Genomic DNA, 20,230 nt, shown 5'->3' with positions numbered 1-20,230 from the left:
TTATTTTTTTACTTTTACGAGCTTCTGGAGTTCGGCAGGCATGTTCTTGACCATGGCTTCGTCAGGAACAATAGCTGGAACAAACGGAGGCTGGCCCATTTCTTTCAGGATTTTCAGGCCGCCCTCAGGGGAGAGCATGTAAGCCATGAAAGCGGTGGCAGCAGCCTTGTTAGGAGCATCTTTAAGCTGGGTGATACCGTAGGTGATGGATTTACCTACGCGGTCAATGGTGGTGCCGGGCTTTTTGCCGCTGACAGTAACCTTCGCCTGCTTGTAGAAGTTGTTGTATTTGTAATCGGAAAGGTTGATGTGCTTATCGAGGGTGATGTACTTCAGGCCATGCTGCACAGCTACGGAGAGGTATTCCCATGCGTAGTCCATGTTTCCGGTCTTGAGCAGGGAGATCAGTTCAACGGATTTGGGGCGGACCCATTCTTTTTTGCGCTGGGAAACCAGTTTGTCGTAGAGGCCTTTCTTGCCGTAAAATTTTTCCGCGAGCTGCAGGACCATTACGCTGCGGTAGCCGCAGGGATCGAGGTTGGGATCAGAGTGGCCCCATACTACGTCAGGCTTTTCGAGGATTTCATACCAGTTGTCGGCATTAATCTCAGATGCGTATTTTGATTGGTCGGTGTAGCAGAGTACCAGCTGGTTGGTGGCGAAACGGATGTTGAAGTCTGCGAACTTGGGGATCAGGTTCTTGTCGATAACAACGTAGTCAGCGGAAGCCATGATGTCTGCGGGTTTGCCCACTTCGGAGATCATGCGGGCCATTTTGGTGGAGCCACCAGCTTCGCGCTTGATGTCAACATCGGGATGCATGGCTTCGAATTCCTTTTCCATTTTAGCAAGGGGCACGGAAAGGCTGCCGGCGTGGAACATGATTACATCGCCGCTGAGTTTCTCGGCAGCAAAGCCGGGAACAGCTGATACCAGTGAAAGCATAACGAGTATCACTCCTAAAGATATTGAACGCATTTTTTCTCTCCAGTTTAGGATATTAAAATTAAAAGGTAATTGGAATAACCGTATATTTAGTAGGGGAATTGTTGTCAAATCTGACATATGTCATGGAGAGCATAATAGGTTGCCAGTAATTTAGCTGATCGGAAATTGAAAATAGAACAAAAAAAAGCAGCATCAAAATGCTGCGCGGTAAGGTCCCTACGGCGGGATTTGTGAAGAAACATGGGCGCAAAAATGCAGGTCAGCTTGTTTATCGGTTCCTGATTTTTGCGCCGTCCCCTGTCTCTGGTGCCGCTGTTTATGAGTGATTTGATTGTGTGGCTTTAATGTCTTGTCTGTTTGTTACTGGGTAATCTGTTCAGTTTTGGCTGTGGCTGCAAGGTCTTTGTCGTTGCAGAGTTTAACCCGGTTGTAAAAAAGGTCCTCAGGACCGGCCTTGCTGAACAGCTCCTGCAGCAGCACATTCAGGAACATGCTCTTGCTAATTCCCAGATTCTGGCAGGCTTCTTCGATCTTTTCGTTGATTTCATGATTCAGGTACACATCTGAAAGGCGTGTGTGCATAGTTTCCTCCTTATCTTCTAAGTGGTCTATTTTTTATATTGAGTTTCGATTCAATGTTTCTTCGTGTTCCGCTAGTTATAACATAATACGAAAAAATAGTTATGTACAGTGGGTTGCGCGGTTTTAACCGTTCTGTCGTCAATTCTTAAACTTGTCATTGGGGCGGCAGACTGAATGGATGTGCAGTTTGTGAAGATGTGCATTGCACATATGTGCAAAAAAGATGTGCAAAAGAATGTGCAGGGCGGAGTTAAGAAATGAGTGTTTTTAAATAATACACTGTAAATAAAGGATAAATTGTTTTGGCACGCTAGATGCTAAGTAGAAATTCAAGACGGGCGAAGAATTTGTTCCCCTGCACTTTCTTCAACAAGTGCCCGAATATACATATAGTCTTCATTCCTCATCATCACTCCTTTAAGTACAAAAAGGACCGGGACACCTCCAGCCCGGTCCTTTTGTATTTTTATAGCCTAACTCTTCTTACCTAACTGCTGGATCACATTCCCTCCCACGATAAAGAGTAATCCTACCAGCGTAGAAGGCAGGATTTCCTCTCCAAGGATAAAGTGGATTAATATCAGCGATAGAAACGGGGAGAGGAAAATCAGGTTGCTGACCCGTGATGCCTTTTCGGTCAGCTTCAAGGCGTTCAGCCAGAGCGCGAAGGTTATACCCATTTCAAAGAATCCTACATATGCGGCGGAAAGTATGGCCGGAAAGTTAAGCGGCGGAGGTCCGGAAAATATCAGCATGGCTCCGGCTACTAATGGCAGTCCGAAGCAGAAGTTCAGAAACAGGCTCACCAGCGGATCGGATTTACTTTTCGTATTCATAATCCAGTACAGAGACCAGAGTATGGTGCTGAATAAGGCCAGAAATACTCCGTACCCATTGCTGAATTGAATATTGAGCAGATTGCCGTGGGTGGAGATGACCACCACGCCCATGTAGCTGGTCAGGATTGCCAGCAGTTCACGCATGGTCATTTTCTGGCCCAGCAAGGGGATGGAAAGCAGCGAAAGGGTGATTGCCCAGGTGTAGTTGAGCGGTTGGGCTTCCTGAGCCGGGAGTAGGTCGTAAGCCTTGAATAGTACGATATAATATAAGAAAGGATTAAGTAGACCGGGCAGAGCGTTTCGCAGTAATTCCTTTTTGCCCATGCGCTTTATATGCTCGGTTTTATTCTGTACCTTTAAAATTAAGAAGAGGGAGAAGGTGGAGAAAATTACAGCGTAGAAGAGCAGGTGCAGAGGGTCCATGTAGCTCAGCGCTATTTTGAATGCTGATGCCACTGTGGACCAGATGAGAACGGCTGAAAGGCCGTAGAGGTATGCTTTTTTCTGGTTGTGCTGCTGCATTTTCTAATTGCTCCGATGTTGCCTGAATCTGATTATTGGTGCATGTAACAGTGCATTCGAATTATCAAAAAAAGAAAAACAAGCATAGTCGGAATAGATTCAAGTTAAGATTAGGGAGGATGAATGAAGATTACTTTCATGGGTGCCGCAAAAACTGTTACCGGTTCCTGTTATATAATTGAGACTGAAAGTGCCAGATTCGCTGTGGATTGCGGGCTGCATCAGGGTAACGCCGAGATTGAAAAACGTAACCGGGGTATTGCTGATTATGATCCCAAGAATCTTGATTTTATCCTGATCACCCATGCCCATATCGATCATACCGGGTTGCTTCCCGCTGCAGTTCGTGCCGGATTTAAGGGCCCCATCTATATGACCACCCCAACCCGGGACCTGCTTGATATTATGCTGCTGGACAGCGCTTACATTCAGGAGATGGAAACCGAGTGGGCCAACCGTAAAAGATTGCGCAAGGGTATGTCTCCCATTTCTCCCATCTATCAGCAGGATGACGCGCTGAAGACTGTGCCGCTCATGCGTACAGTTCAATATGGTGCCAGTTTTGATCCTGTGGAAGGCGTTACCGTTAATTTCAAGGATGCAGGACATATTCTAGGTTCCGCGTTTATTGAACTGTGGATTAAAGATGGCGGTGAAACCACCAAGGTTGTTTTTTCCGGGGACCTTGGGCACAAGGACCAGCTCATTGTGCGCAATCCCAGTATCATTGAGAAAGCCGATTATCTGCTCATGGAATCCACCTACGGTGACCGCAACCACAAGGACTCTTCCAATAGTTTAGACGAGTTGGCCGAAGCTATTGCATGGAGCTATGAGCGTGGCGGGAAGGTTGTCATACCGGCTTTTGCTGTGGAACGTTCCCAGCAGCTCATCTACACTTTGCACCTTCTTTATAAGGCCGGGAAGCTTCCGGCGGATATGCCTGTTTATCTGGATAGTCCTCTTGCTATCAGAGCTACCGAAATTTTCAGAAACCATCCGGAATTTTTTGACCTTGATACCAAAGAGTTGATGCATAATGGCGATGATCCCCTTTCATTGCCCAAACTGAAATTTACCCTGACCACTGAGGAATCGCAGGCTATCAACAATACTGAAGGTCCGGCTATTGTTATTTCCGCCAGCGGCATGGCCAACGCAGGGCGTATCAAGCACCACTTGCGCCATAATATCTGGCGAAAAGATTCCAGTGTGGTATTTGTAGGTTATCAGGGTGTGGGTACTCCGGGTCGCAAACTGGTCAACGGAGCTGACAGCATCACTATTTTTGGCGAAAAACTGGCTGTGGAGGCGAAAATCTTCACTATTAATGGTTTTTCCGGTCACGCCGGTCAGGATGAGATGATCGACTGGCTGAAACACTTTGACAGTCCGGCCATGAAAGTCATATTGACCCACGGCGAACCCAAGGGCCAGAAAGTTCTGGCCGGTCGTATCAAGCAGGAGCTTGGTTACAAGGTGCATATTGCCGATTATCAGGAAGAGCTAATGCTTGTGCCCGGTGGTGAAATGCAGCCTGTTATTAAGGGCAAGCCTGCTAAGCCCCAAATCGACTGGGATTTTCTGCTCAAGGATTCTGAAAAACTTTTCAAAGAATTCAGGGGCAGGCTGGATAAAGTTGAGGCCCAGTCATTTATCAGCCAGACTGAGCTTAGAGACAGGCTACTTGAAATCAACCGTCAGGTTGTGGAACTTATTTCGGAATTGTAGATATGAGACTTATCAGCGGCAAATATGGCGGGCGTGTAATCAAAACCGCCAGTGGACCCGGGTACCGTCCGGCAACGTCCAAGGTTCGGCAGGCCATTTTTTCCATGCTCGAATCAAGGGGGGTGGACTGGGACGGTTTACGCGTGGCGGATATGTTCGCCGGGAGCGGCAGTCTTGCCATTGAGGCCTTGAGTCGTGGTGCGGAGTTCGCTCTTTTTGTAGAAAAAAACGGGCGTGCCGCGAACCTGATTAATACCAATCTTAAGGATTTGGGTGCTTCTCCCAAGGAGTACAAGGTCTTCAAGACTGACCTGTTTAAGGTACTCGGAAAAGCCCCGGATAAACCTTATGATCTTATTTTTATCGACCCTCCTTATGGATATGACCTGCTGCCAAAGGCCCTTGATGCGGCCCTTGAGAACGGCTGGCTTTCCGAGGACGGGTTTGTGCTGGCGGAAGTTGAGGATAAAGTCGAGCCACCTGAATCGGAACATGTGGAGCGCCTCGATTTGCTGGTAAACAAACTCTACGGTCAAACAAGGATTTTATTATGGCAGAAGTAAAGCCAGTAACAGCAGTATTTCCCGGAACTTTTGATCCCTTTACCCGTGGGCATTTTTCATTGGTCATGCGCGGGATCAAGACCTTTCATAAAGTTATCGTCGCCGTAGCGGGTAGTACCTCCAAGAATACTAAGTTTTCTCTTGAGGAGCGGGTGGACATGGCAAAACGTATTTTCGAGCATCACCCACAGGTGGAGGTCGATTCCTTTGACGGTTTGCTGGTCCATTATGTGGAGCAAAGCCCGGCCAACGTGATCATGCGTGGGTTGCGTGCGGTTTCCGATTTTGAGTACGAATTCCAGATGGCGCTCATGAACCGTCGTCTCGATAATGATATCCAGACAGTCTTCCTTATGACCGACTATAAGTGGATGTATCTCAGTTCCTCCATCATCAAGGATGTTGCTGTGAACGGCGGGGACATTAAAGGTCTTGTGCCGCGTCAGATTTATGATGAAGTAATCGAAAGGCTTGTTCCCGGTAAATAGATGATGGAAAAGCGCAGACCAGTCGTATGTATTCTCGGCCCTACCGGGGCCGGGAAGACCGCCACCTCTCTGGGCATGGCCCGGAAATTCCCCGTGCGGGTGATCAATTTTGATTCCCGGCAGGTTTACACTGATTTTCCGGTTATTACTGCCCAGCCCAGCCCGGAAGAAAGGGCGGTCTGTCCGCATGAGCTTTACGGATTCCTGCCCACCACAGAGACTATCAATGCTTCGGGTTTTGTTGATCTTGCCAAGGAACGTATTGATGCTTCAGCAGCTGATGAGCTTCCTATACTGGTCGGTGGAACGGGCATGTATCTTCAGAGCTTGATTTCCGGTCTCGCACCCATCCCCGATATTCCGGATGAGATTCGGGAGCGCATTCGTAAGCGTGCTGAAGAGGAGGGCGGTCCGGCTCTCTACGTTGAGCTGGAAAAGGTGGATCCGGAGTATTGCAAGCGGACCCATCCCAACAACCGCCAGCGCAATGCCCGTGCCCTTGAGGTTTACGAGGCAACAGGCAAGCCCTTCACTTGGTGGCATAACCGCGAGGTTCCGCCTTCTCCGTATAATTTTCTAAAGATCGGCATTAAGGTTGATCTTGATGAGCTGACTCCGTTGCTTAAGCTGCGCATTGAAAAGATGCTTGAGGCCGGAGCAGTGGAAGAAGCGCGTAAAGCTTGGGAAAAGTGTCATGATGAAAATGCTCCCGGATGGACCGGGATCGGCTGTATTGAGCTTATGCGTTACATCAAGGGCGAAATCGATATGGATGAGACTATCCGACTTTGGGCCAAGAATACCCGTGCCTATGCCAAGCGGCAGTTGACTTGGTTCAAGCGTGAGAAGGACATCCAATGGTTCGCACCTGACGAGCATGACAAGGCTGTTAAATTTGTAGAGCAGTGGCTTGCGGATTAAGTCCGGTAAGGGTAAGTAATCCCAGAACAGATAATTAAGCTAATTTGGAATGCATATGAAAAAATATATATTTCTCGTTTTACTTATCCTGCTGTTTGCAGTTTCCTCCGTGGCCGCACAGGAGCAAGCTGCAGATAACGGCAACGGTTTTGGGGGATTGGTTGTAAAATCTGATGGTACCCTTATTAATTGGGGGGACGGATTCCTTTCCGCTTCTTCGGAGATCAAGTTGTTGCCGGACAGTATTGATCCCGTACGCAGTAAAGCTCTCGCTGTTCGTCAGGGCGGCGTTGAATCCCGTAAGGGATTGCTGGACATGGTCCTTTCTTTGCCGCTGGACAGTCGCCGCAAGGTTTCTTCACTGATTAAGAATGATATCAAGTCCTTGAACTCCCTGCGCGGTTATGTACAGAACTCATTGCTAAATACTGCTGTTGATGCAAACGGAACAGTGGTTGTCACTTCTTCTCTTAACCTGCGTAACGGCCTTTCTTCTATCATCATTCCGCCGACCCTGTCTTTTCAGACCGGTATCCCGCCAACTATTTCCGGTGAGCGAGGTGAGACCGGAGCTGAATTGCAGGCTTTGGAAAGCGAGGAAAATGGATACATTGACAGTTCTGTATACAGCGGAGTGTTAGTTGATGCCCGTGGGCTTGATTTCAACCCGGTTTTGCTTCCCCTTATTTATGATGGCCGGGGAGTGGGCGTGTACGGTCCTTTTGCTGTCAGCAGGGAATCTGTTCTCAAGCGTGGACTCGTAACTTACATGGTTGATGAGAATTCAGAGAATCTGCGTTCACGGGTTGGAAATTTCCCTTTGAAGGTTAAGGCCGTCAATACTCACGGAACCTCCCGGAGTAACTTTGTTCTTTCTCTTGATGATGCCACCAAGGTCAGGGCTGTGCTTAAGCGCAAGATTGTGAGCGAGAATTGTTCTGTTGTTATTCTTGTGGATAACCCTGATAAGTCTGCAAATATTGAAGAATCCGCAGACGCTGCTAATGAAGAACAGCCGCAGGAAACTGATGCAGTAACGAACGAGAGTGAGATTCAGGAAGAGTCTCTTGATGCAACTCCAGCCGAACAGAATCAACAGCGTTAAATTTACCGGAGCGATAAGTTGAATTTTTCAGATAAGATAAAACCGTTTTTTTTAACATCCTGCATTGCGGTGTTGCTTTTTTCCGCTCTGCCTGCCCATGCAGTAAAGGTTCAGATTTTTAAGCCTGTTGATCCTGAAAAGGAAGTATCCCAACGAACCCTGCGTCAGGAAGCAGTTACAGAAGCTTTTGCGCAGGCCTTGTTTTCCGAGGCTTCCCGCATGCTTCCCGGTACCTTGTCCGCAGAAAGAACCGATGCCGTTAAGAAGGCTTTCGGCAGCTATTACGAAGAATATATTAATGGTTACAAGGATATGAACGTCAAAATGGGTGAAGACGGCGTTTCTGTTGCCATTGATGTTAGTGTGAACCGTAAGGCTTTGCGTTCAGCCATGAAGAAGCTGGGACTTTTTTCAAATGCAGAGGTGCTTGCCCAGATCAATGTTTCCAATGGAAAATATACTCTTAATGAAGAACGCCAGTTGGAACAGAATGAGAAAATTAATGAATTGATCGCGCTTTACGGGCTGACCAATGCTACAGTGGGTGACAGTAACGGTACTGTAGCGGTTCTTTCCGTGAGTCATGCATCCAAAAAGCGCTGGACTGGTGATCTGCATGCTTCCAGCGGAAAATGGTATGCTTCCGGAAGCAGTATGGAACGGGTCTGGCGTGAATTATGGGGTAAATATTTCGGTTCCGAGAACATCGAAGCGCTTATGAATCCCAAGGCTGTGCTGGTTGTCAGCGGCTGGTTTAATCCCGAAGGAGTGCGCGAATTCGGGCGTAAGCTTAAGTCATGGGATGCCGCAGTACAGGAAGTGAAATTACTTGATGTTGAGATGCAGCCTACCGCAGTTTCTGCAAGCTGGTCCCTTGAAGTTTCCGATCAGTGGGTGCTGCGTGGATACTTAAATGACTACCTGCCTCCCCGCGGGCTTACTTTCAGTCTGGAGGGACTTGAGGAGGCAAAATAAAAAGGAAGGACAGTGCAGAGCCATAAGATCTGGACCATACCAAATCTGATCACCATTTTTAGGATATTGCTGACTCCGGGGTTTGTAATTACCTACCTTGACGGCAATTTCTTTGCAGCATGGCTGTTGTTTATGGTGGCCGGTATCTCGGATGGACTGGACGGTTTTTTGGCCCGGGTCATGAAACAGCGCACCGAGTTCGGGGCAATGATTGATCCTTTGGCTGATAAAATTCTGCTGGTAACTTCTTTTATCTGTCTTTCTTCACAGGGATTTGTTCCCGTCTGGCTGACAGTTCTTGCTGTTTCCCGCGACTTGATCATCGTCGGGGGTCTTTTTTTGCTGAAATTTTATGGTGTCGAAGTGGAGAAGAGGATTCAGCCGCTTTGGACCAGCAAGATAACCACCGCTTTGCAGCTTTTGGTTGTATTTACCGTTTTGACCGGGCTGGCTTTTGGGCTGGATGTGAGCTTCCTGCATCCGGAAGTGGAGATTGTCACTGCCGTTTTTACTTTTATCTCCGGAACCATATATCTTAGGCGCGGGTTGGGCATGTTTGCTGAGGCAGTGGATAACGGGGCAAAATAAAACCCCGGCTCGCAAAGCAAACCGGGGTTTTGCAGGCTGGACCTGCAAAAAATTAAGCTGGCAGCAAAGACTATGCGTCTTTGTTCTTGTCTTTTGACGGAGTTACGTCAATTTCATCAGATTCGCTGCTTGCCTTTTTAAAATTCTGAATTGCACGGCCCAGTCCACTTCCTACTTCAGGAAGTTTTTTAGCTCCGAAAATCAGGATGATAATACCCAAGATCAAAAGAATTTCTGTGATACCTAAACCGAACATTTTAATCCTCCAATGCTAGACGGTAGTGAACTTTTACACGGGCCTCGCTCTTTGGTCAAGAATGTCTTCTTATCTCGGAACGACACGGAAAATTTATATTTTTGAGCTTTACAAAGCAGCGATGCGTACATAATTCAAAATTTGAATGTTTAACATTTTCAGGCCGCTGGCCGGGGTTTCCCGGAGGTAAGTGAATTTGGCTAAGGTAACCAGAATGCCGGGGCATATGTGTCGGTTCTATAAAAATGGAAGATGTATTTACGAAGAGATGCTTAATCCCGGGCATAACCGTGGTTGGCGCTGCAAGGTCCTTAAGGATCTGGAAGGAGAGTATGACAAGCTCCTGCTGCAGGCCGATAACTTCCATTTGGATGAGCAGGCCTTTCGCGATCTTTGGGAACAAAGAATAGAAGAACACTTGAAATCCACAGTGGTGTGTCGCAAGATGGTACCGCGTGGCGATGAGGGGTTTCCGTTTTGCGCTGCGCTGCATGAAGAAATATGCCTGTTTGAGCAGCCTGAATGCGAGGGTGTTTGCCGTCGTTTCAGATCGCGTAAGGAATAATTTTAGTGAATTATTGGGTCTAAAAAGGAGTTCTGTCGTGTTGATATATTTCCCGCAAATGCATGAAGAGTTGGTGGAAGAAAAGGTAGAGGGTGCCTTGATTTTCGATCCGGGTGTCGATCGGGAAGAGACTGGAGGAATTTCTGTCTACCGCCCTGAAGATCTGCCTGTTGAACCGCAGAGCTGCAAGCGTATGGTTGATGATTTTATCAGCTATGGCGAGAGCCTTGGCGAGATGTTCAAATTCATCGCTAACCCCCAGTCCAATGATAAAGACCAGTTCGGTGAAAGGACCAGTGCCATTCAGAACGAACTTAGTGCCCGTATCTCTCCTGAGACTACTGACAAGAGTGCTGAAGAAGCGCGGATTCAGAATCAGGTCGTGCTGGCCCTTTGCTATGCTTATGAGGAAAAGCACCTTGAGCTTGGTTCTCTTGAACAGAACTTGAATGACAAGTGGGCTGGATTCGGTGAAAGCCTTGGTCTTGATGTAGAGAGTGAAGATGACCGCAAGGCCATGGCTCTCGGTGGACTCATGGCCAATTTGCCGGGACTTGGCGGCGGAGATCTCCAGTTGCCGTGGAAGAAGGTATTGGAAGGCTTTGCTTTGTTTCTGCCGGAAAATTCTGTGCTGATCACCGGGGATGTGGATGCTGTTTCCCTCTGGCGGGACCGCGATATTGAGTTTTATGATAAAGAAGGATTGCTGGCTGAAAAGGCTCTGGTTCTTCGTGAAAAGGTGTGGAAATTGCTGGATCTTTCCGGGCTGCCTGAAGATAAGCCCTGGCTTGATCGGGAGTTTACCGTAGTCCTCAATGTGAAAGAAGATAATTAAATCTGTTAAGGAGATCCAAAGATGGAATCCATACATATCAGCCCGGTAACCCCTCCCACGGTGGTTAAACAAATCAAAGGCGTTATTTTTGATTGCGACGGGGTCTTGATCAATTCTTTTGAATCCAATAAGTGGTACTACAACAAGTTCAAGGAAAAATTCGGTCTTGAGCTTATGGATGCTGAAGAAGAAAAAGCCGTCCATGCGCTGACCCATGCCGAAGCCTTGAAGCATATCCTGCCCGAAGAATTCCATGAAGAAGCCTTTGCCTTCAGCTCTAATATCTCCCTAAAGGAAGGGATCAGTTATATTGAAGTAGAAGAGGGGTTAACCCGTTTACTTGAGTGGTTGAGAACCAACAATATTCGTATGGGGATCAACACCAACCGCACTGACACTCTCCCCTTGGTTTTGCAGATGTTTGATATTGAAGGCTTTTTTTCTCCAATGGTTACTTCGACCACTTTGCCGAACAGTAAGCCGCATCCAGAGGGCGTTCACTACATTCTTGAGAAGTGGAATATGAAGCCTGAAGAGGTGGTCTATATCGGTGACACATGGATAGATGAGAGCTGCGCCGAGCGTGCCGGAGTTGAGTTCTGGGCTTATCGCAGTCCGACCCTTAATGCACGTTTGCATGTGGACAGTTACTGGACTCTCTGCAATCTGCTTGAAAAGGCGCGAAATGATGTTTGGTCCGACTGCGGTTGCGGTCAGCAAAAGTTTATTTAAATCAGTATGAAGGAGCAGAATGGGAGTCGTCAGGGCTTGATTTGTCTGTCTCCCCTTGTGATCCTTGTTCTTATATTTGATTGAATTCAGTTAAATTTGGAAAAACAGTTGATTCTTGAATCCTGCTGTGCCAATTTATAGTCAAGATCGGAAGCCATCGCTTCTGGTCCAGCCCGTTAGGAGTATGTTAAATGGATTACGTGATTCTTGCCGTGGCGAAGGTCCTTTCGCTCGTACTTAATCTCTATATGTGGGTGGTTATCATTTCCGCCCTGATTACTTGGGTCAATCCTGATCCCTACAATCCCATTGTCAGATTTTTACGTAGCGTGACTGAGCCTGTTTTCGCCAAAGTGCGGCAGTATCTTCCCTTTGTAAATATTGGTGGATTTGATCTTTCACCCATTGTTGTGCTTCTGGCTATCCAGATGCTCGACATTGCTCTGGTGGGTAACCTCACCAGACTCGCTTATGGTATGTAAATGCCGGAGGTGGGCATGAGTCTTTCAAAAATAGACTTACTTAATAAGAAGTTCTCCAAGTCCCTGTTCGGGTACTCCAAGAGTGAAGTAGACCAGCTGATGGTCGAGCTTGCGGAGGTTCTGGGTGCTTCTGCCGATGAGAAAAAGCAGCTCCAGAAAATGGTTTCCCGCCGGGAGAGCACTATCACCGAGTTTCGCCAGCGTGAAGAAACACTGCGCGATACCCTGATGACCACCCAGAAGATGGTGGACGACCTTAAGGCCACCGCAAGGAAAGAAGCCGAGGTTATCATCAATGAAGCCCACTCAAGGGCTGAGGTGATTCTGCAGCAGGCCCACAACAGGCTTGCTCAGATCCATGAGGATATCAACGAGTTGAAACGGCAGAGAACCCGGTTTGAGGTTGAGCTGAAAGCACTCCTTGAATCCCATCTCAAGACTTTGGAGATAGGTGATCCCGAAGTTGAGAAAGTCGAAGCCATCGAATCCAAACTTAAATTCTTCAAGAAGGCCAAGTGAGCGAAGTTATAGCTGAACTCCCATCTTACATCAGACCCTGCGGACAAGGTTCGTGGAGGGTCTCCGTGTGGGTGCAACCCGGCGCCAAAAATGAGGGTATTACCGGGGAGTATCAGGACAGTGTGCGTGTGCGTATAAACGCGCCTGCTGTTGATAACAAAGCCAACAAGGCTCTTGCCGCATTTGTCGCGACCCGTCTGGGTCTCAAAAAGCGAAATATTTCCATTGCATCAGGACATTCCAACCGTAAAAAGGTTTTACTGGTGGAGTCCGATGTTGAACCGCGTTGGGAAGGGATAATCCCTGCCGACGCCTGAGTTGCAAACCATTGCAAAAAGGAGTTTCAAATGGAACAGAGAGAAATTGATCTGATCGAGCAGCTAGTGGGCCAGGACAGCGAAATTAACGCTCTATGGAATCAGCACAACGAATTCAAGAAACTCATCGATAAAATGGAAGCTAAAAGCTACCTGAGTGAAACCGAAACTCAGGAAGTTAAAGAACTCAAAAAGAAAAAACTCGCTGGAAAGACAAAGCTGCAGGCTTTGCTCGACAAGCACAAATAAGGGAGGGTAGCCATGGAGCTCACCGGAGCTCAGATATTTCTTGAATGTCTGAAAAAGGAGGGTGTGGACGTCGTATTCGGATTCCCCGGAGGGGCAGTAATCGACATATACGACGAATTACCCAATTATCCGTTTAAGCACATACTTGTAAGGCACGAACAGGGTGCAATCCATGCTGCGGACGGCTATGCACGCGCCACCGGCGATGTAGGGGTCTGCCTCGTGACATCAGGTCCCGGAGCGACCAACACTGTTACCGGCATAGCAACGGCGTACATGGATTCAATTCCGGTGGTAATTTTCACCGGACAGGTTCCCACTCCGCTGATCGGAAACGATGCGTTTCAGGAAGTGGATATAGTAGGAATCACCCGTCCCTGCACAAAGCATAATTACCTGGTGAAGGACATTAAGGATCTTGCCTACACCGTCCGACAGGCCTTTTACTTGGCCCGTACAGGACGTCCCGGCCCGGTTTTGGTTGACCTGCCCAAGGACATTATGCAGCAGAAATTCGAGTTCGAATGGCCTGAAGATGTGTCACTGCGGAGCTACAACCCCAATCTGAAACCGCATGCGCGGCAGATTAAAAAAGTCGCTAAATTGATCGAAGGCGCAGAAAGGCCCTTGATTTATGCAGGCGGAGGGGTTATCAGCTCTGGAGCTGAGGATGAACTGACATGGCTCGCCAAGAGTCTTGACATTCCGGTGACAGCTACTCTTATGGGGCTGGGCGCCTTTCCCGGAAACGATCCCCTTTGGCTGGGAATGCTGGGAATGCACGGCACCTACGCCGCAAACATGGCAATAAACAACGCGGACCTCGTCCTGGCAATCGGGGCGAGGTTCGATGACCGTGTGACTGGCAAGGTCAGCACATTTGCCCCCAAAGCCACTCTTGTTCACATCGATATTGACCCCACCTCAATTCAGAAGAACGTAGCAGTACATGTGCCGCTGGTCTCTGACTGCAAAAGTGCATTGTCTGCATTAAAGAGTGAAATGGAACCCAAGCTTGATTCCGTGGACTGGGAAGTAGCCCACGCCGTATGGGTCAGGCAGGTTCAAGAGTGGTCTGAAACCCATCCTCTGCGCTATAAAAAGAGCGAGACTGAGTATATCAAACCCCAGCGGGTCGTGGAGAAAGTCTACGAAATCAGCAATGGGGATGCCATTGTCGCCACCGAAGTGGGCCAGAACCAGATGTGGGCCGCCCAGTTCTACAAGTTTAAACGCTCCAAATCATTCCTCTCATCTGGCGGTCTCGGGACCATGGGCTTCGGACTTCCCGCAGCTCTAGGTGCTCAGATGGCCTTCCCCGACAAACTTGTGGTGAATATTGCCGGAGACGGTTCTATTCAGATGAATATTCAGGAAATGATGACTGCCGTCTGCAACAACCTTCCCGTAAAAATTGTTATCTTGAATAACGGATACCTCGGAATGGTCCGCCAGTGGCAGGAGCTTTTTTACAACCGCAACTACTGTGAAACCTGCATGGATGCCCAGCCTGACTTCGTGAAACTTGCCGAAGCGTACGGAGCTGCCGGGTACAGGGTTACTGAAGAAAAAGACCTCGAACCGATGCTCAAGGAAGCTTTCTCCAACGGAAAGCCCACCATCATCGATGTCCGTGTGGATCCGGAAGAGAACGTATATCCCATGGTTCCCGCCGGTGCTTCATTAACCGACATGCTGCTCGTTTAGGAGGAAGTAATGAGACATACTTTATCCGTGACAGTTGAAAACGAGCCCGGGGTTCTTTCCAGAGTTGCAGGACTGTTCAGCGGGCGAGGATTCAACATTGAATCCCTCAACGTTGCTCCCACCCTTGAGGAGGGGGTTTCCCATATGACCATCACAACCATCGGCGATGAACACATCGTTGAGCAGATTGTTAAACAGCTGCGTAAGCTGGTTACTGTCATCAAGGTTGTGGACATGGTGGAACACAAGGCTGTTGAGCGTGAGATGGTTCTTATCAAGGTTAATGCCGAAGATGCCAAGCGTGCAGAAATTCTACGTATTGTGGATATCTTCCGCTGCAAAGTTGTGGATGTCAGTGTGGACGAATTGTCTATTGAAGTTACTGGCGACCATGAAAAAATCGAGGCTTTGATCAATATGCTCAGTAGATTCGGTATCAAGGAAGTCGCCCGTACAGGTACCGTCGCTATGAAGCGCGCTCTGCAAGTTTAGGAAAAAAATTTCATCAACATTTCGGCACAGGAGTGCCCTCCGGCTGGCTTTTTTTCAAGGCGAGCCGCCGGGAAACTATTCGCGAGTTTCGTGTCCGAATTAAAGAGAAAAATCAGGAGAAAGCAATGAAAGTTTATTATGAAAATGACGCTGATCTGAATCTGCTTAAAGATAAGACAGTTGCCATCATCGGTTACGGTAGCCAGGGCCACGCCCACGCACAGAACCTTCGTGATTCCGGTATCAAAGTTGTTGTCGGTCAGCGTCCCGGCGGTGCCAACTACGAGCTTGCAAAGGAACACGGTTTCGAACCTGTGAGCGCTGCTGAAGCTGCTGCTCAGGCTGATCTGATTATGATCCTTCTGCCCGACCAGGTTCAGGCTGAAGTCTATAAGAATGATATCGCCCCCAACCTGAAATCCGGTGACGTCCTTGCTTTCGGTCACGGTTTTAACATCCATTTCGAACAGATCGCAGCTCCTGCAGACGTTGACGTTATCATGGCAGCTCCCAAGGGCCCCGGTCACCTCGTACGCCGCACCTACACTGAAGGCGGAGCTGTTCCCGCAATCATCGCGGTTGATCAGGATGCTTCCGGTAAAGCTTTTGATATCGCTCTTGCTTACGCAAAAGGTATCGGCGCAACCCGTTCCGGCGTACTGCAGACCACCTTCCGTGAAGAAACTGAAACCGACCTTTTCGGTGAGCAGGCTGTTCTTTGCGGCGGTCTCTCTGAGCTGATCAAAGCTGGTTTCGAAACTCTCGTTGAAGCTGGCTACCAGCCTGAAATCGCATATTTCGAATGCCTGCACGAGTGCAAGCTGATCATCGACCTCATTTACGAAGGTGGCCTCGCCAAGATGCGTGATTCCATTTCCGACACCGCTGAGTACGGTGATCTGACTCGCGGTCCTCGCGTAATCAACGATAAGAGCCGTGAGGAAATGAAGAAGATCCTCAAGGAAATCCAGCAGGGTGAATTCGCTCGTGAATTTATTGCTGAGAACATGACCGGTAAGGCTCACTTCTCTGCTATGCGTCGTATCGGCAAAGAACACCAGATCGAGCAGGTCGGTGGCGAACTCCGTAAAATGATGAGCTGGCTTAAGAAGTAAGTAGCCACTCTCTTTGATAATTTATGGCCCGCGTAAGAAAAGTATAATTTATATAACCTTTTTTGCGCGGGCCTATTGCTCTTTTATCTTTGCTGAGGTATGGGGCTACATAGGATACCGGATTTCAGCCGAATATCGTAGATTGTCTGTATGGGTATTTAGTTGAATGGTTTATGGGCTAGGGGCGTAATTCTGGTCCGTGCCAAAGTGTGGTGACGAATTTTTGGATTCGGGCCGGCTGTCTGGGTTGTTTTAAGTCTTAACGTTTTATGGAGTTTTTTGAGATGTCGAAGAACATTTACGTGGGTAATCTGCCTTGGAGCTCTTCCGAGGAAGATGTGAGGGCTGCTTTTGAAGAGTTTGGTGAAGTTATTTCCGTTAAACTCATCAATGACCGTGAAACTGGCCGCCCCCGCGGATTCGGTTTTGTTGAAATGGAAGACGAAGGCGCTATTCAGGCCATTGAAAACCTTGATGGTACTGACTTTGGCGGACGTAATCTGAAAGTAAACGAAGCTCGTCCCCGCGAACCACGTCCCAGACGCTGGTAATTTGTTGCGATTTGGTATAAAGCCCCTTTGGGCTGGTGAGAATACGTAGTTCTCGCCGAAACCATTTTGTACCTAAAGACAGTCTTGATGTTCCCGAGTCCGGGAAAATCGAAAATTAAGCCCGCTGTCGCAGTTGCGTATGCGGGCTTTTTTTATGATAACTACTAATAATAAGAGGAAAAGTTTTGGCTAAAGAAGAAGGCATTTCAGTTAATGGTGTTGTTGAAGAAGCTCTCCCTAACGCAATGTTCCGCGTAGAGCTTGAAAACGGTCATGAGGTTTTGGCTCACATCTCCGGCAAGATGCGTAAGTTCCGCATCAGGGTTATGCCCGGTGACAAGGTTACTGTTGAGCTCTCTCCTTACGATCTCACTCGCGGCAGAATTACTTACCGTCCCCGGTAGTAACTACCCGAGATTTCACGATACCTGTATCGATGGAATACCCCATGCGGGGTCGGTGCCTTCTGTTACCGACCCCGTGGGATGGTGGTCTCCCTTAAAATAAATTAGATTTATTTTATGTTAAATTCATATCGATGAATTTAGTGGCTGCCAAGATGGTGGTTCATTCCTATTTTTAACGCTGGTCTGTTTTTATATCTACCAGTGGCGTTCCGTCTATGGCTTCCATAGGACGGACTTTTATTTTGCAGCCGTCAATGGCGGTGATGGTCACCGGGTGCAGGCCGATGGGATTTGGTCTGTCCGGGGAGCGGGTGGAAAATACGCCCCGTTTCGGACGTGATTCATCGCCACGCGGGTGAACTTTCTGGCAGCTACGATCTGCTTCGTGTAGCCAGGTGAAGAGCAGTATCTCGGAGCCGGGTTCTAATCCTTCAAGAGCTTCCCTGTATTCTTCCTTAATTTCCGCTGTCGCTTCGATTCCGCCCTCGCAGCCTTGCTTGGGTGCATCGTCACGTGTTCTGATCTCTGAGCGAAGATAGCCGATAATTTCAAGTGTTGTATTCATAAGCAATTTACTGTTTGAAAGTTGATACTGCTTATGTGTTAGATTTTTTGTTTTTCCATGTCCAGAGAGAGCAAAAGAAAAAGCGGGTAACCTGATAATCAGGTTACCCGCTTTTTGGGTTTTAATTGTGTGTATGGCTTACAGGAACCAGTCTACAGCCAGAAGTCCGGTGATGGACATGGTGATGGTGTAGGGAAGTGCCAGCAGAACCATTCTGCCGTAGGAGAGTCTGATGACCGGGGCCAGAGCACTGGTCAGCAGGAAAAGGAACGCAGCCTGTCCGTTGGGTGTTGCAACGGAAGGAATGTTGGTTCCGGTGTTGATGGCTACGGCGAGTTTATCAAACTGATGCATGGCGGCATGAACCTGTGCACCGGCTGCCTGAGGTAGGGTGGAGATGACATCTGCGCGCACTGCATGGGGGTCAGTCAGTTTGGCCATGAGTTCCTGCCCGCTCATACCGATACTGGGGATGGCGTTAAGTACTTCAACGAAATGCAGTTTTGTTTCGGAGATGTATACGGTTGCTACGAATACGTTGTCAGAGATGGCTGAGAGTATGCCGTTAGCAGCATAGTATGCCATAAGCTGGGCCTGACCCTGTAGACTCAGTACGTATGCGATAATGGGCTTGAAGAGCTCCTGAGAGTGAATAACCGCAACAACAGCGAAGAATACTACCAGCAGGGCTGTGAAGGGCAGAGCCTCTTCAAATGCTGGCCCGATGCGGCCTTCTTCGATAACGCCGGTGAAAGCGGTCAGCAGGACGATGATGGACAGACCTACGATACCGACTGCAGCGAGGTGGAAGGCCAGGGCGAGAATAAGCCAGATACCGATGAGGGCCTGAATTATCAGTTTAACTTTACCGGCCTGTCCTTGTTTTTCTTCCTGTCGCATGGCTTCTTCGAAGAGGAAGGAGCGGATGTTGCCGGGTAGGGAGTAACCGTAGCCGCAGATTTTGAACTGTTCGGTGAGCAGGCAGGTCAGCATACCAATAACGAATACAGGCATGGTCACAGGTGCCATGTTTATAGCAAAGGGGATGAAGTGCCAGCCCATTTCATGGCCGATGAGCAGGTTCTGGGGCTCACCGACGAGGGTGCATACGCCGCCGAGAGCAGTACCAACTGCGCCGTGCATCATCAGGTTACGCAGGAAACCGCGGAATTCTTTAAGCTCTTCGCGGTTCTTTTCTTTGAGATGCAGGTCGGAATCAAGGCTGTGTGAGCCTGCGTCTGCACCGCTGGAAACGTACTTATGGTAAACGCTGTAAAAACCGAGTGCTACAGCCATGATAACAGCGGTAACGGTCAGCGCATCGAGAAATGCGGAAAGGAAAGCACCGGCAAAGCAGAACAGCAGGGAGATCAGCTTTTTGGAGCGTACATTTACCAGAATGCGGGTGAAGGTGAACTGCAGGAAATCCTTCATGAAGTGGATACCAGCTACCATGAAGATCAGCAGCAGGATAACCTCAAAGTTGTGGTGAGCTTCGTGATAGATGGTTTCGGGGGTGGTCAGACCGATGAGGACTGCTTCCATTGCCAGCAGGCCGCCTGCCGGAAGGGGGTAGCATTTAAGGGCCATGGTCAGGGTGAAAATAAATTCAGCAATCAGAACCCAGCCCGCTACGAAAGGTCCTACGGTTGCCATGATTATGGGGTTGATGATCAGGAAGGCCAGAATAGCCAGTTTGTACCACATCGGGGCATGGCCCAGAAAGGTATTCACAAAAGTCTTTGCCAATGATTGGGTCATAGCTTCTCTCCATTCGCTTAGATCTGTAAAACAATAAATACTGAAGTAAGAGTCCCGGCATATCCCGTATTTGTGGTGTGGTTGATATGGCTCGCGGGAAATGCGTAAAGCTTGAAGCCGGGGTGGGGCACTGCCGAAGGGCCGGATGTCTGGCGATGGTCCAGGGGCTGTGTCGCAGGTATCAGTATGATGAGGTGGATATAATTCCACTATCCTTCGGCGGGTTTTATATGCCTCTGTTGAACAGATGTCCAGTTGTGAAGTGTTAAATTATAGTATTATATGATTTTCAGTTTATAAATGGGAAAAAATTCACATTCGCTTGAAATGAAAGGGTAAGTTGTGAGACAGGTGTTTTATAGTGAAGTATCTATGTTTTGCATTTAATGCATGACACCAGCTTTTATAAGGTGTT

The 20,230-nt window shown here is 48.3% G+C and carries 25 protein-coding genes; 19 read left to right on the top strand and 6 right to left on the bottom strand.

Going from position 1 to position 20,230, the window contains the following annotated elements; translation table 11 throughout:
- The 3 genes from wtpA to ACO05Z_RS12345 all read right to left on the bottom strand — a co-directional run bounded on the left by wtpA (position 1) and on the right by ACO05Z_RS12345 (position 2,891).
- The gene (wtpA, locus tag ACO05Z_RS12355; RefSeq protein ID WP_421902483.1) at positions 1-978 is read right to left on the bottom strand and encodes a tungstate ABC transporter substrate-binding protein WtpA; all 978 of its coding nucleotides are present in this window, start codon (positions 976-978) and stop codon (positions 1-3) included.
- Between the two features lie 330 nt (positions 979-1,308).
- Positions 1,309-1,530 (bottom strand): hypothetical protein, encoded by a 222-nt coding sequence (locus ACO05Z_RS12350; RefSeq protein ID WP_421902482.1) that lies wholly within the window; start codon positions 1,528-1,530, stop codon positions 1,309-1,311.
- Between the two features lie 473 nt (positions 1,531-2,003).
- Positions 2,004-2,891, bottom strand: a complete 888-nt coding sequence (locus ACO05Z_RS12345) for a DMT family transporter (RefSeq protein ID WP_421902481.1) — start codon at positions 2,889-2,891, stop codon at positions 2,004-2,006.
- A gap of 123 nt (positions 2,892-3,014) precedes the next feature.
- Between ACO05Z_RS12345 and ACO05Z_RS12340 the strand changes: the two genes are divergently transcribed.
- Genes ACO05Z_RS12340 through ACO05Z_RS12310 form a run of 7 tightly spaced genes read left to right on the top strand, consistent with a single transcriptional unit; the run spans position 3,015 to position 9,262 of the window.
- Positions 3,015-4,622 carry an MBL fold metallo-hydrolase RNA specificity domain-containing protein gene (locus tag ACO05Z_RS12340; protein ID WP_421902480.1) on the top strand — a complete coding sequence of 536 codons (1,608 nt, stop codon included), beginning with the start codon at positions 3,015-3,017 and terminating at the stop codon, positions 4,620-4,622.
- Positions 4,623-4,624: 2 nt separating this feature from the next.
- Positions 4,625-5,185: a 16S rRNA (guanine(966)-N(2))-methyltransferase RsmD gene (gene rsmD / locus ACO05Z_RS12335; protein WP_421902478.1), complete on the top strand. Its 561-nt coding sequence runs from the start codon at positions 4,625-4,627 to the stop codon at positions 5,183-5,185.
- The gene (coaD, locus tag ACO05Z_RS12330; RefSeq protein ID WP_015852283.1) at positions 5,173-5,673 is read left to right on the top strand and encodes a pantetheine-phosphate adenylyltransferase; all 501 of its coding nucleotides are present in this window, start codon (positions 5,173-5,175) and stop codon (positions 5,671-5,673) included. The genes rsmD and coaD overlap by 13 nt, the downstream gene beginning before the upstream one ends.
- A complete protein-coding gene (gene miaA / locus ACO05Z_RS12325; RefSeq protein WP_421902477.1) occupies positions 5,674-6,594 on the top strand; it encodes a tRNA (adenosine(37)-N6)-dimethylallyltransferase MiaA in 921 nt (306 codons plus the stop codon).
- A gap of 55 nt (positions 6,595-6,649) precedes the next feature.
- A complete protein-coding gene (locus tag ACO05Z_RS12320) occupies positions 6,650-7,699 on the top strand; it encodes a hypothetical protein (protein WP_421902476.1) in 1,050 nt (349 codons plus the stop codon).
- Between the two features lie 18 nt (positions 7,700-7,717).
- Entirely contained in the window at positions 7,718-8,674 is a 957-nt protein-coding gene (locus tag ACO05Z_RS12315) for a hypothetical protein (RefSeq protein WP_421902475.1), read from the top strand.
- A gap of 12 nt (positions 8,675-8,686) precedes the next feature.
- Complete coding sequence (locus tag ACO05Z_RS12310; protein WP_421902474.1) at positions 8,687-9,262, top strand: CDP-alcohol phosphatidyltransferase family protein; 576 nt, start codon at positions 8,687-8,689, stop codon at positions 9,260-9,262.
- Between the two features lie 70 nt (positions 9,263-9,332).
- Here the strand turns inward: ACO05Z_RS12310 and ACO05Z_RS12305 are convergent, their stop codons facing one another.
- Complete coding sequence (locus tag ACO05Z_RS12305) at positions 9,333-9,518, bottom strand: twin-arginine translocase TatA/TatE family subunit (protein WP_421902473.1); 186 nt, start codon at positions 9,516-9,518, stop codon at positions 9,333-9,335.
- 190 nt (positions 9,519-9,708) lie between these two features.
- Here ACO05Z_RS12305 and ACO05Z_RS12300 point away from each other — a divergent pair, with 190 nt between their 5' ends.
- The 12 genes from ACO05Z_RS12300 to infA all read left to right on the top strand — a co-directional run bounded on the left by ACO05Z_RS12300 (position 9,709) and on the right by infA (position 17,486).
- Positions 9,709-10,083 carry a hypothetical protein gene (locus tag ACO05Z_RS12300; RefSeq protein ID WP_421902472.1) on the top strand — a complete coding sequence of 125 codons (375 nt, stop codon included), beginning with the start codon at positions 9,709-9,711 and terminating at the stop codon, positions 10,081-10,083.
- A 37-nt stretch (positions 10,084-10,120) separates the two neighbouring features.
- Positions 10,121-10,918, top strand: a complete 798-nt coding sequence (locus ACO05Z_RS12295) for a hypothetical protein (RefSeq protein ID WP_421902471.1) — start codon at positions 10,121-10,123, stop codon at positions 10,916-10,918.
- A 21-nt stretch (positions 10,919-10,939) separates the two neighbouring features.
- Positions 10,940-11,650: an HAD family hydrolase gene (locus tag ACO05Z_RS12290; RefSeq protein ID WP_421902470.1), complete on the top strand. Its 711-nt coding sequence runs from the start codon at positions 10,940-10,942 to the stop codon at positions 11,648-11,650.
- Between the two features lie 191 nt (positions 11,651-11,841).
- Positions 11,842-12,132, top strand: coding sequence for a YggT family protein (locus ACO05Z_RS12285; protein WP_015852274.1), 291 nt, complete (start codon positions 11,842-11,844; stop codon positions 12,130-12,132).
- Between the two features lie 15 nt (positions 12,133-12,147).
- Entirely contained in the window at positions 12,148-12,651 is a 504-nt protein-coding gene (locus tag ACO05Z_RS12280; RefSeq protein WP_421902469.1) for a DivIVA domain-containing protein, read from the top strand.
- Entirely contained in the window at positions 12,648-12,968 is a 321-nt protein-coding gene (locus ACO05Z_RS12275) for a DUF167 domain-containing protein (protein WP_421902468.1), read from the top strand. The genes ACO05Z_RS12280 and ACO05Z_RS12275 overlap by 4 nt, the downstream gene beginning before the upstream one ends.
- Positions 12,969-12,998: 30 nt before the next feature.
- Positions 12,999-13,217, top strand: a complete 219-nt coding sequence (locus tag ACO05Z_RS12270) for a DUF465 domain-containing protein (protein WP_421902467.1) — start codon at positions 12,999-13,001, stop codon at positions 13,215-13,217.
- A gap of 12 nt (positions 13,218-13,229) precedes the next feature.
- Positions 13,230-14,924 (top strand): biosynthetic-type acetolactate synthase large subunit, encoded by a 1,695-nt coding sequence (gene ilvB / locus ACO05Z_RS12265; protein WP_421902466.1) that lies wholly within the window; start codon positions 13,230-13,232, stop codon positions 14,922-14,924.
- A 9-nt stretch (positions 14,925-14,933) separates the two neighbouring features.
- Positions 14,934-15,416 (top strand): acetolactate synthase small subunit, encoded by a 483-nt coding sequence (gene ilvN / locus ACO05Z_RS12260; RefSeq protein ID WP_421902465.1) that lies wholly within the window; start codon positions 14,934-14,936, stop codon positions 15,414-15,416.
- A 125-nt stretch (positions 15,417-15,541) separates the two neighbouring features.
- Positions 15,542-16,531, top strand: coding sequence for a ketol-acid reductoisomerase (ilvC, locus tag ACO05Z_RS12255; protein WP_421902464.1), 990 nt, complete (start codon positions 15,542-15,544; stop codon positions 16,529-16,531).
- Between the two features lie 284 nt (positions 16,532-16,815).
- The gene (locus ACO05Z_RS12250) at positions 16,816-17,082 is read left to right on the top strand and encodes an RNA recognition motif domain-containing protein (RefSeq protein ID WP_421902463.1); all 267 of its coding nucleotides are present in this window, start codon (positions 16,816-16,818) and stop codon (positions 17,080-17,082) included.
- A 185-nt stretch (positions 17,083-17,267) separates the two neighbouring features.
- Positions 17,268-17,486, top strand: coding sequence for a translation initiation factor IF-1 (gene infA / locus ACO05Z_RS12245; RefSeq protein ID WP_320170158.1), 219 nt, complete (start codon positions 17,268-17,270; stop codon positions 17,484-17,486).
- 175 nt (positions 17,487-17,661) lie between these two features.
- Here infA and tsaA read toward each other — a convergent pair whose 3' ends face one another.
- Together tsaA and nhaB are read right to left on the bottom strand one after the other, a co-directional pair.
- Entirely contained in the window at positions 17,662-18,054 is a 393-nt protein-coding gene (gene tsaA, locus ACO05Z_RS12240; protein ID WP_421902462.1) for a tRNA (N6-threonylcarbamoyladenosine(37)-N6)-methyltransferase TrmO, read from the bottom strand.
- Between the two features lie 138 nt (positions 18,055-18,192).
- On the bottom strand, positions 18,193-19,815 hold the full coding sequence (gene nhaB, locus ACO05Z_RS12235) for a sodium/proton antiporter NhaB (protein ID WP_421902461.1): 1,623 nt from the start codon (positions 19,813-19,815) through the stop codon (positions 18,193-18,195).
- Positions 19,816-20,230: the final 415 nt, after the last annotated feature.

It is taken from the genome of Maridesulfovibrio sp., assembly GCF_965230075.1.
Taxonomy (GTDB): Bacteria; Desulfobacterota; Desulfovibrionia; order Desulfovibrionales; family Desulfovibrionaceae; genus Maridesulfovibrio.
Note: the sequence above shows the minus strand (reverse complement) of the source record. Positions and strands in the feature narration are given on the sequence as shown.

What these genes read in the sequence shown, in the direction of transcription:
- wtpA (WP_421902483.1), bottom strand. Translation starts at nt 978, where the DNA reads ATGCGTTCAATATCTTTAGGAGTGATACTCGTTATGCTTTCACTGGTA.
- ACO05Z_RS12350 (WP_421902482.1), bottom strand. Translation starts at nt 1,530, where the DNA reads ATGCACACACGCCTTTCAGATGTGTACCTGAATCATGAAATCAACGAA.
- ACO05Z_RS12345 (WP_421902481.1), bottom strand. Translation starts at nt 2,891, where the DNA reads ATGCAGCAGCACAACCAGAAAAAAGCATACCTCTACGGCCTTTCAGCC.
- ACO05Z_RS12340 (WP_421902480.1), top strand. Translation starts at nt 3,015, where the DNA reads ATGAAGATTACTTTCATGGGTGCCGCAAAAACTGTTACCGGTTCCTGT.
- rsmD (WP_421902478.1), top strand. Translation starts at nt 4,625, where the DNA reads ATGAGACTTATCAGCGGCAAATATGGCGGGCGTGTAATCAAAACCGCC.
- coaD (WP_015852283.1), top strand. Translation starts at nt 5,173, where the DNA reads ATGGCAGAAGTAAAGCCAGTAACAGCAGTATTTCCCGGAACTTTTGAT.
- miaA (WP_421902477.1), top strand. Translation starts at nt 5,674, where the DNA reads ATGATGGAAAAGCGCAGACCAGTCGTATGTATTCTCGGCCCTACCGGG.
- ACO05Z_RS12320 (WP_421902476.1), top strand. Translation starts at nt 6,650, where the DNA reads ATGAAAAAATATATATTTCTCGTTTTACTTATCCTGCTGTTTGCAGTT.
- ACO05Z_RS12305 (WP_421902473.1), bottom strand. Translation starts at nt 9,518, where the DNA reads ATGTTCGGTTTAGGTATCACAGAAATTCTTTTGATCTTGGGTATTATC.
- ACO05Z_RS12290 (WP_421902470.1), top strand. Translation starts at nt 10,940, where the DNA reads ATGGAATCCATACATATCAGCCCGGTAACCCCTCCCACGGTGGTTAAA.
- ACO05Z_RS12285 (WP_015852274.1), top strand. Translation starts at nt 11,842, where the DNA reads ATGGATTACGTGATTCTTGCCGTGGCGAAGGTCCTTTCGCTCGTACTT.
- ACO05Z_RS12280 (WP_421902469.1), top strand. Translation starts at nt 12,148, where the DNA reads ATGAGTCTTTCAAAAATAGACTTACTTAATAAGAAGTTCTCCAAGTCC.
- ACO05Z_RS12270 (WP_421902467.1), top strand. Translation starts at nt 12,999, where the DNA reads ATGGAACAGAGAGAAATTGATCTGATCGAGCAGCTAGTGGGCCAGGAC.
- ilvB (WP_421902466.1), top strand. Translation starts at nt 13,230, where the DNA reads ATGGAGCTCACCGGAGCTCAGATATTTCTTGAATGTCTGAAAAAGGAG.
- ilvN (WP_421902465.1), top strand. Translation starts at nt 14,934, where the DNA reads ATGAGACATACTTTATCCGTGACAGTTGAAAACGAGCCCGGGGTTCTT.
- ilvC (WP_421902464.1), top strand. Translation starts at nt 15,542, where the DNA reads ATGAAAGTTTATTATGAAAATGACGCTGATCTGAATCTGCTTAAAGAT.
- ACO05Z_RS12250 (WP_421902463.1), top strand. Translation starts at nt 16,816, where the DNA reads ATGTCGAAGAACATTTACGTGGGTAATCTGCCTTGGAGCTCTTCCGAG.
- tsaA (WP_421902462.1), bottom strand. Translation starts at nt 18,054, where the DNA reads ATGAATACAACACTTGAAATTATCGGCTATCTTCGCTCAGAGATCAGA.
- nhaB (WP_421902461.1), bottom strand. Translation starts at nt 19,815, where the DNA reads ATGACCCAATCATTGGCAAAGACTTTTGTGAATACCTTTCTGGGCCAT.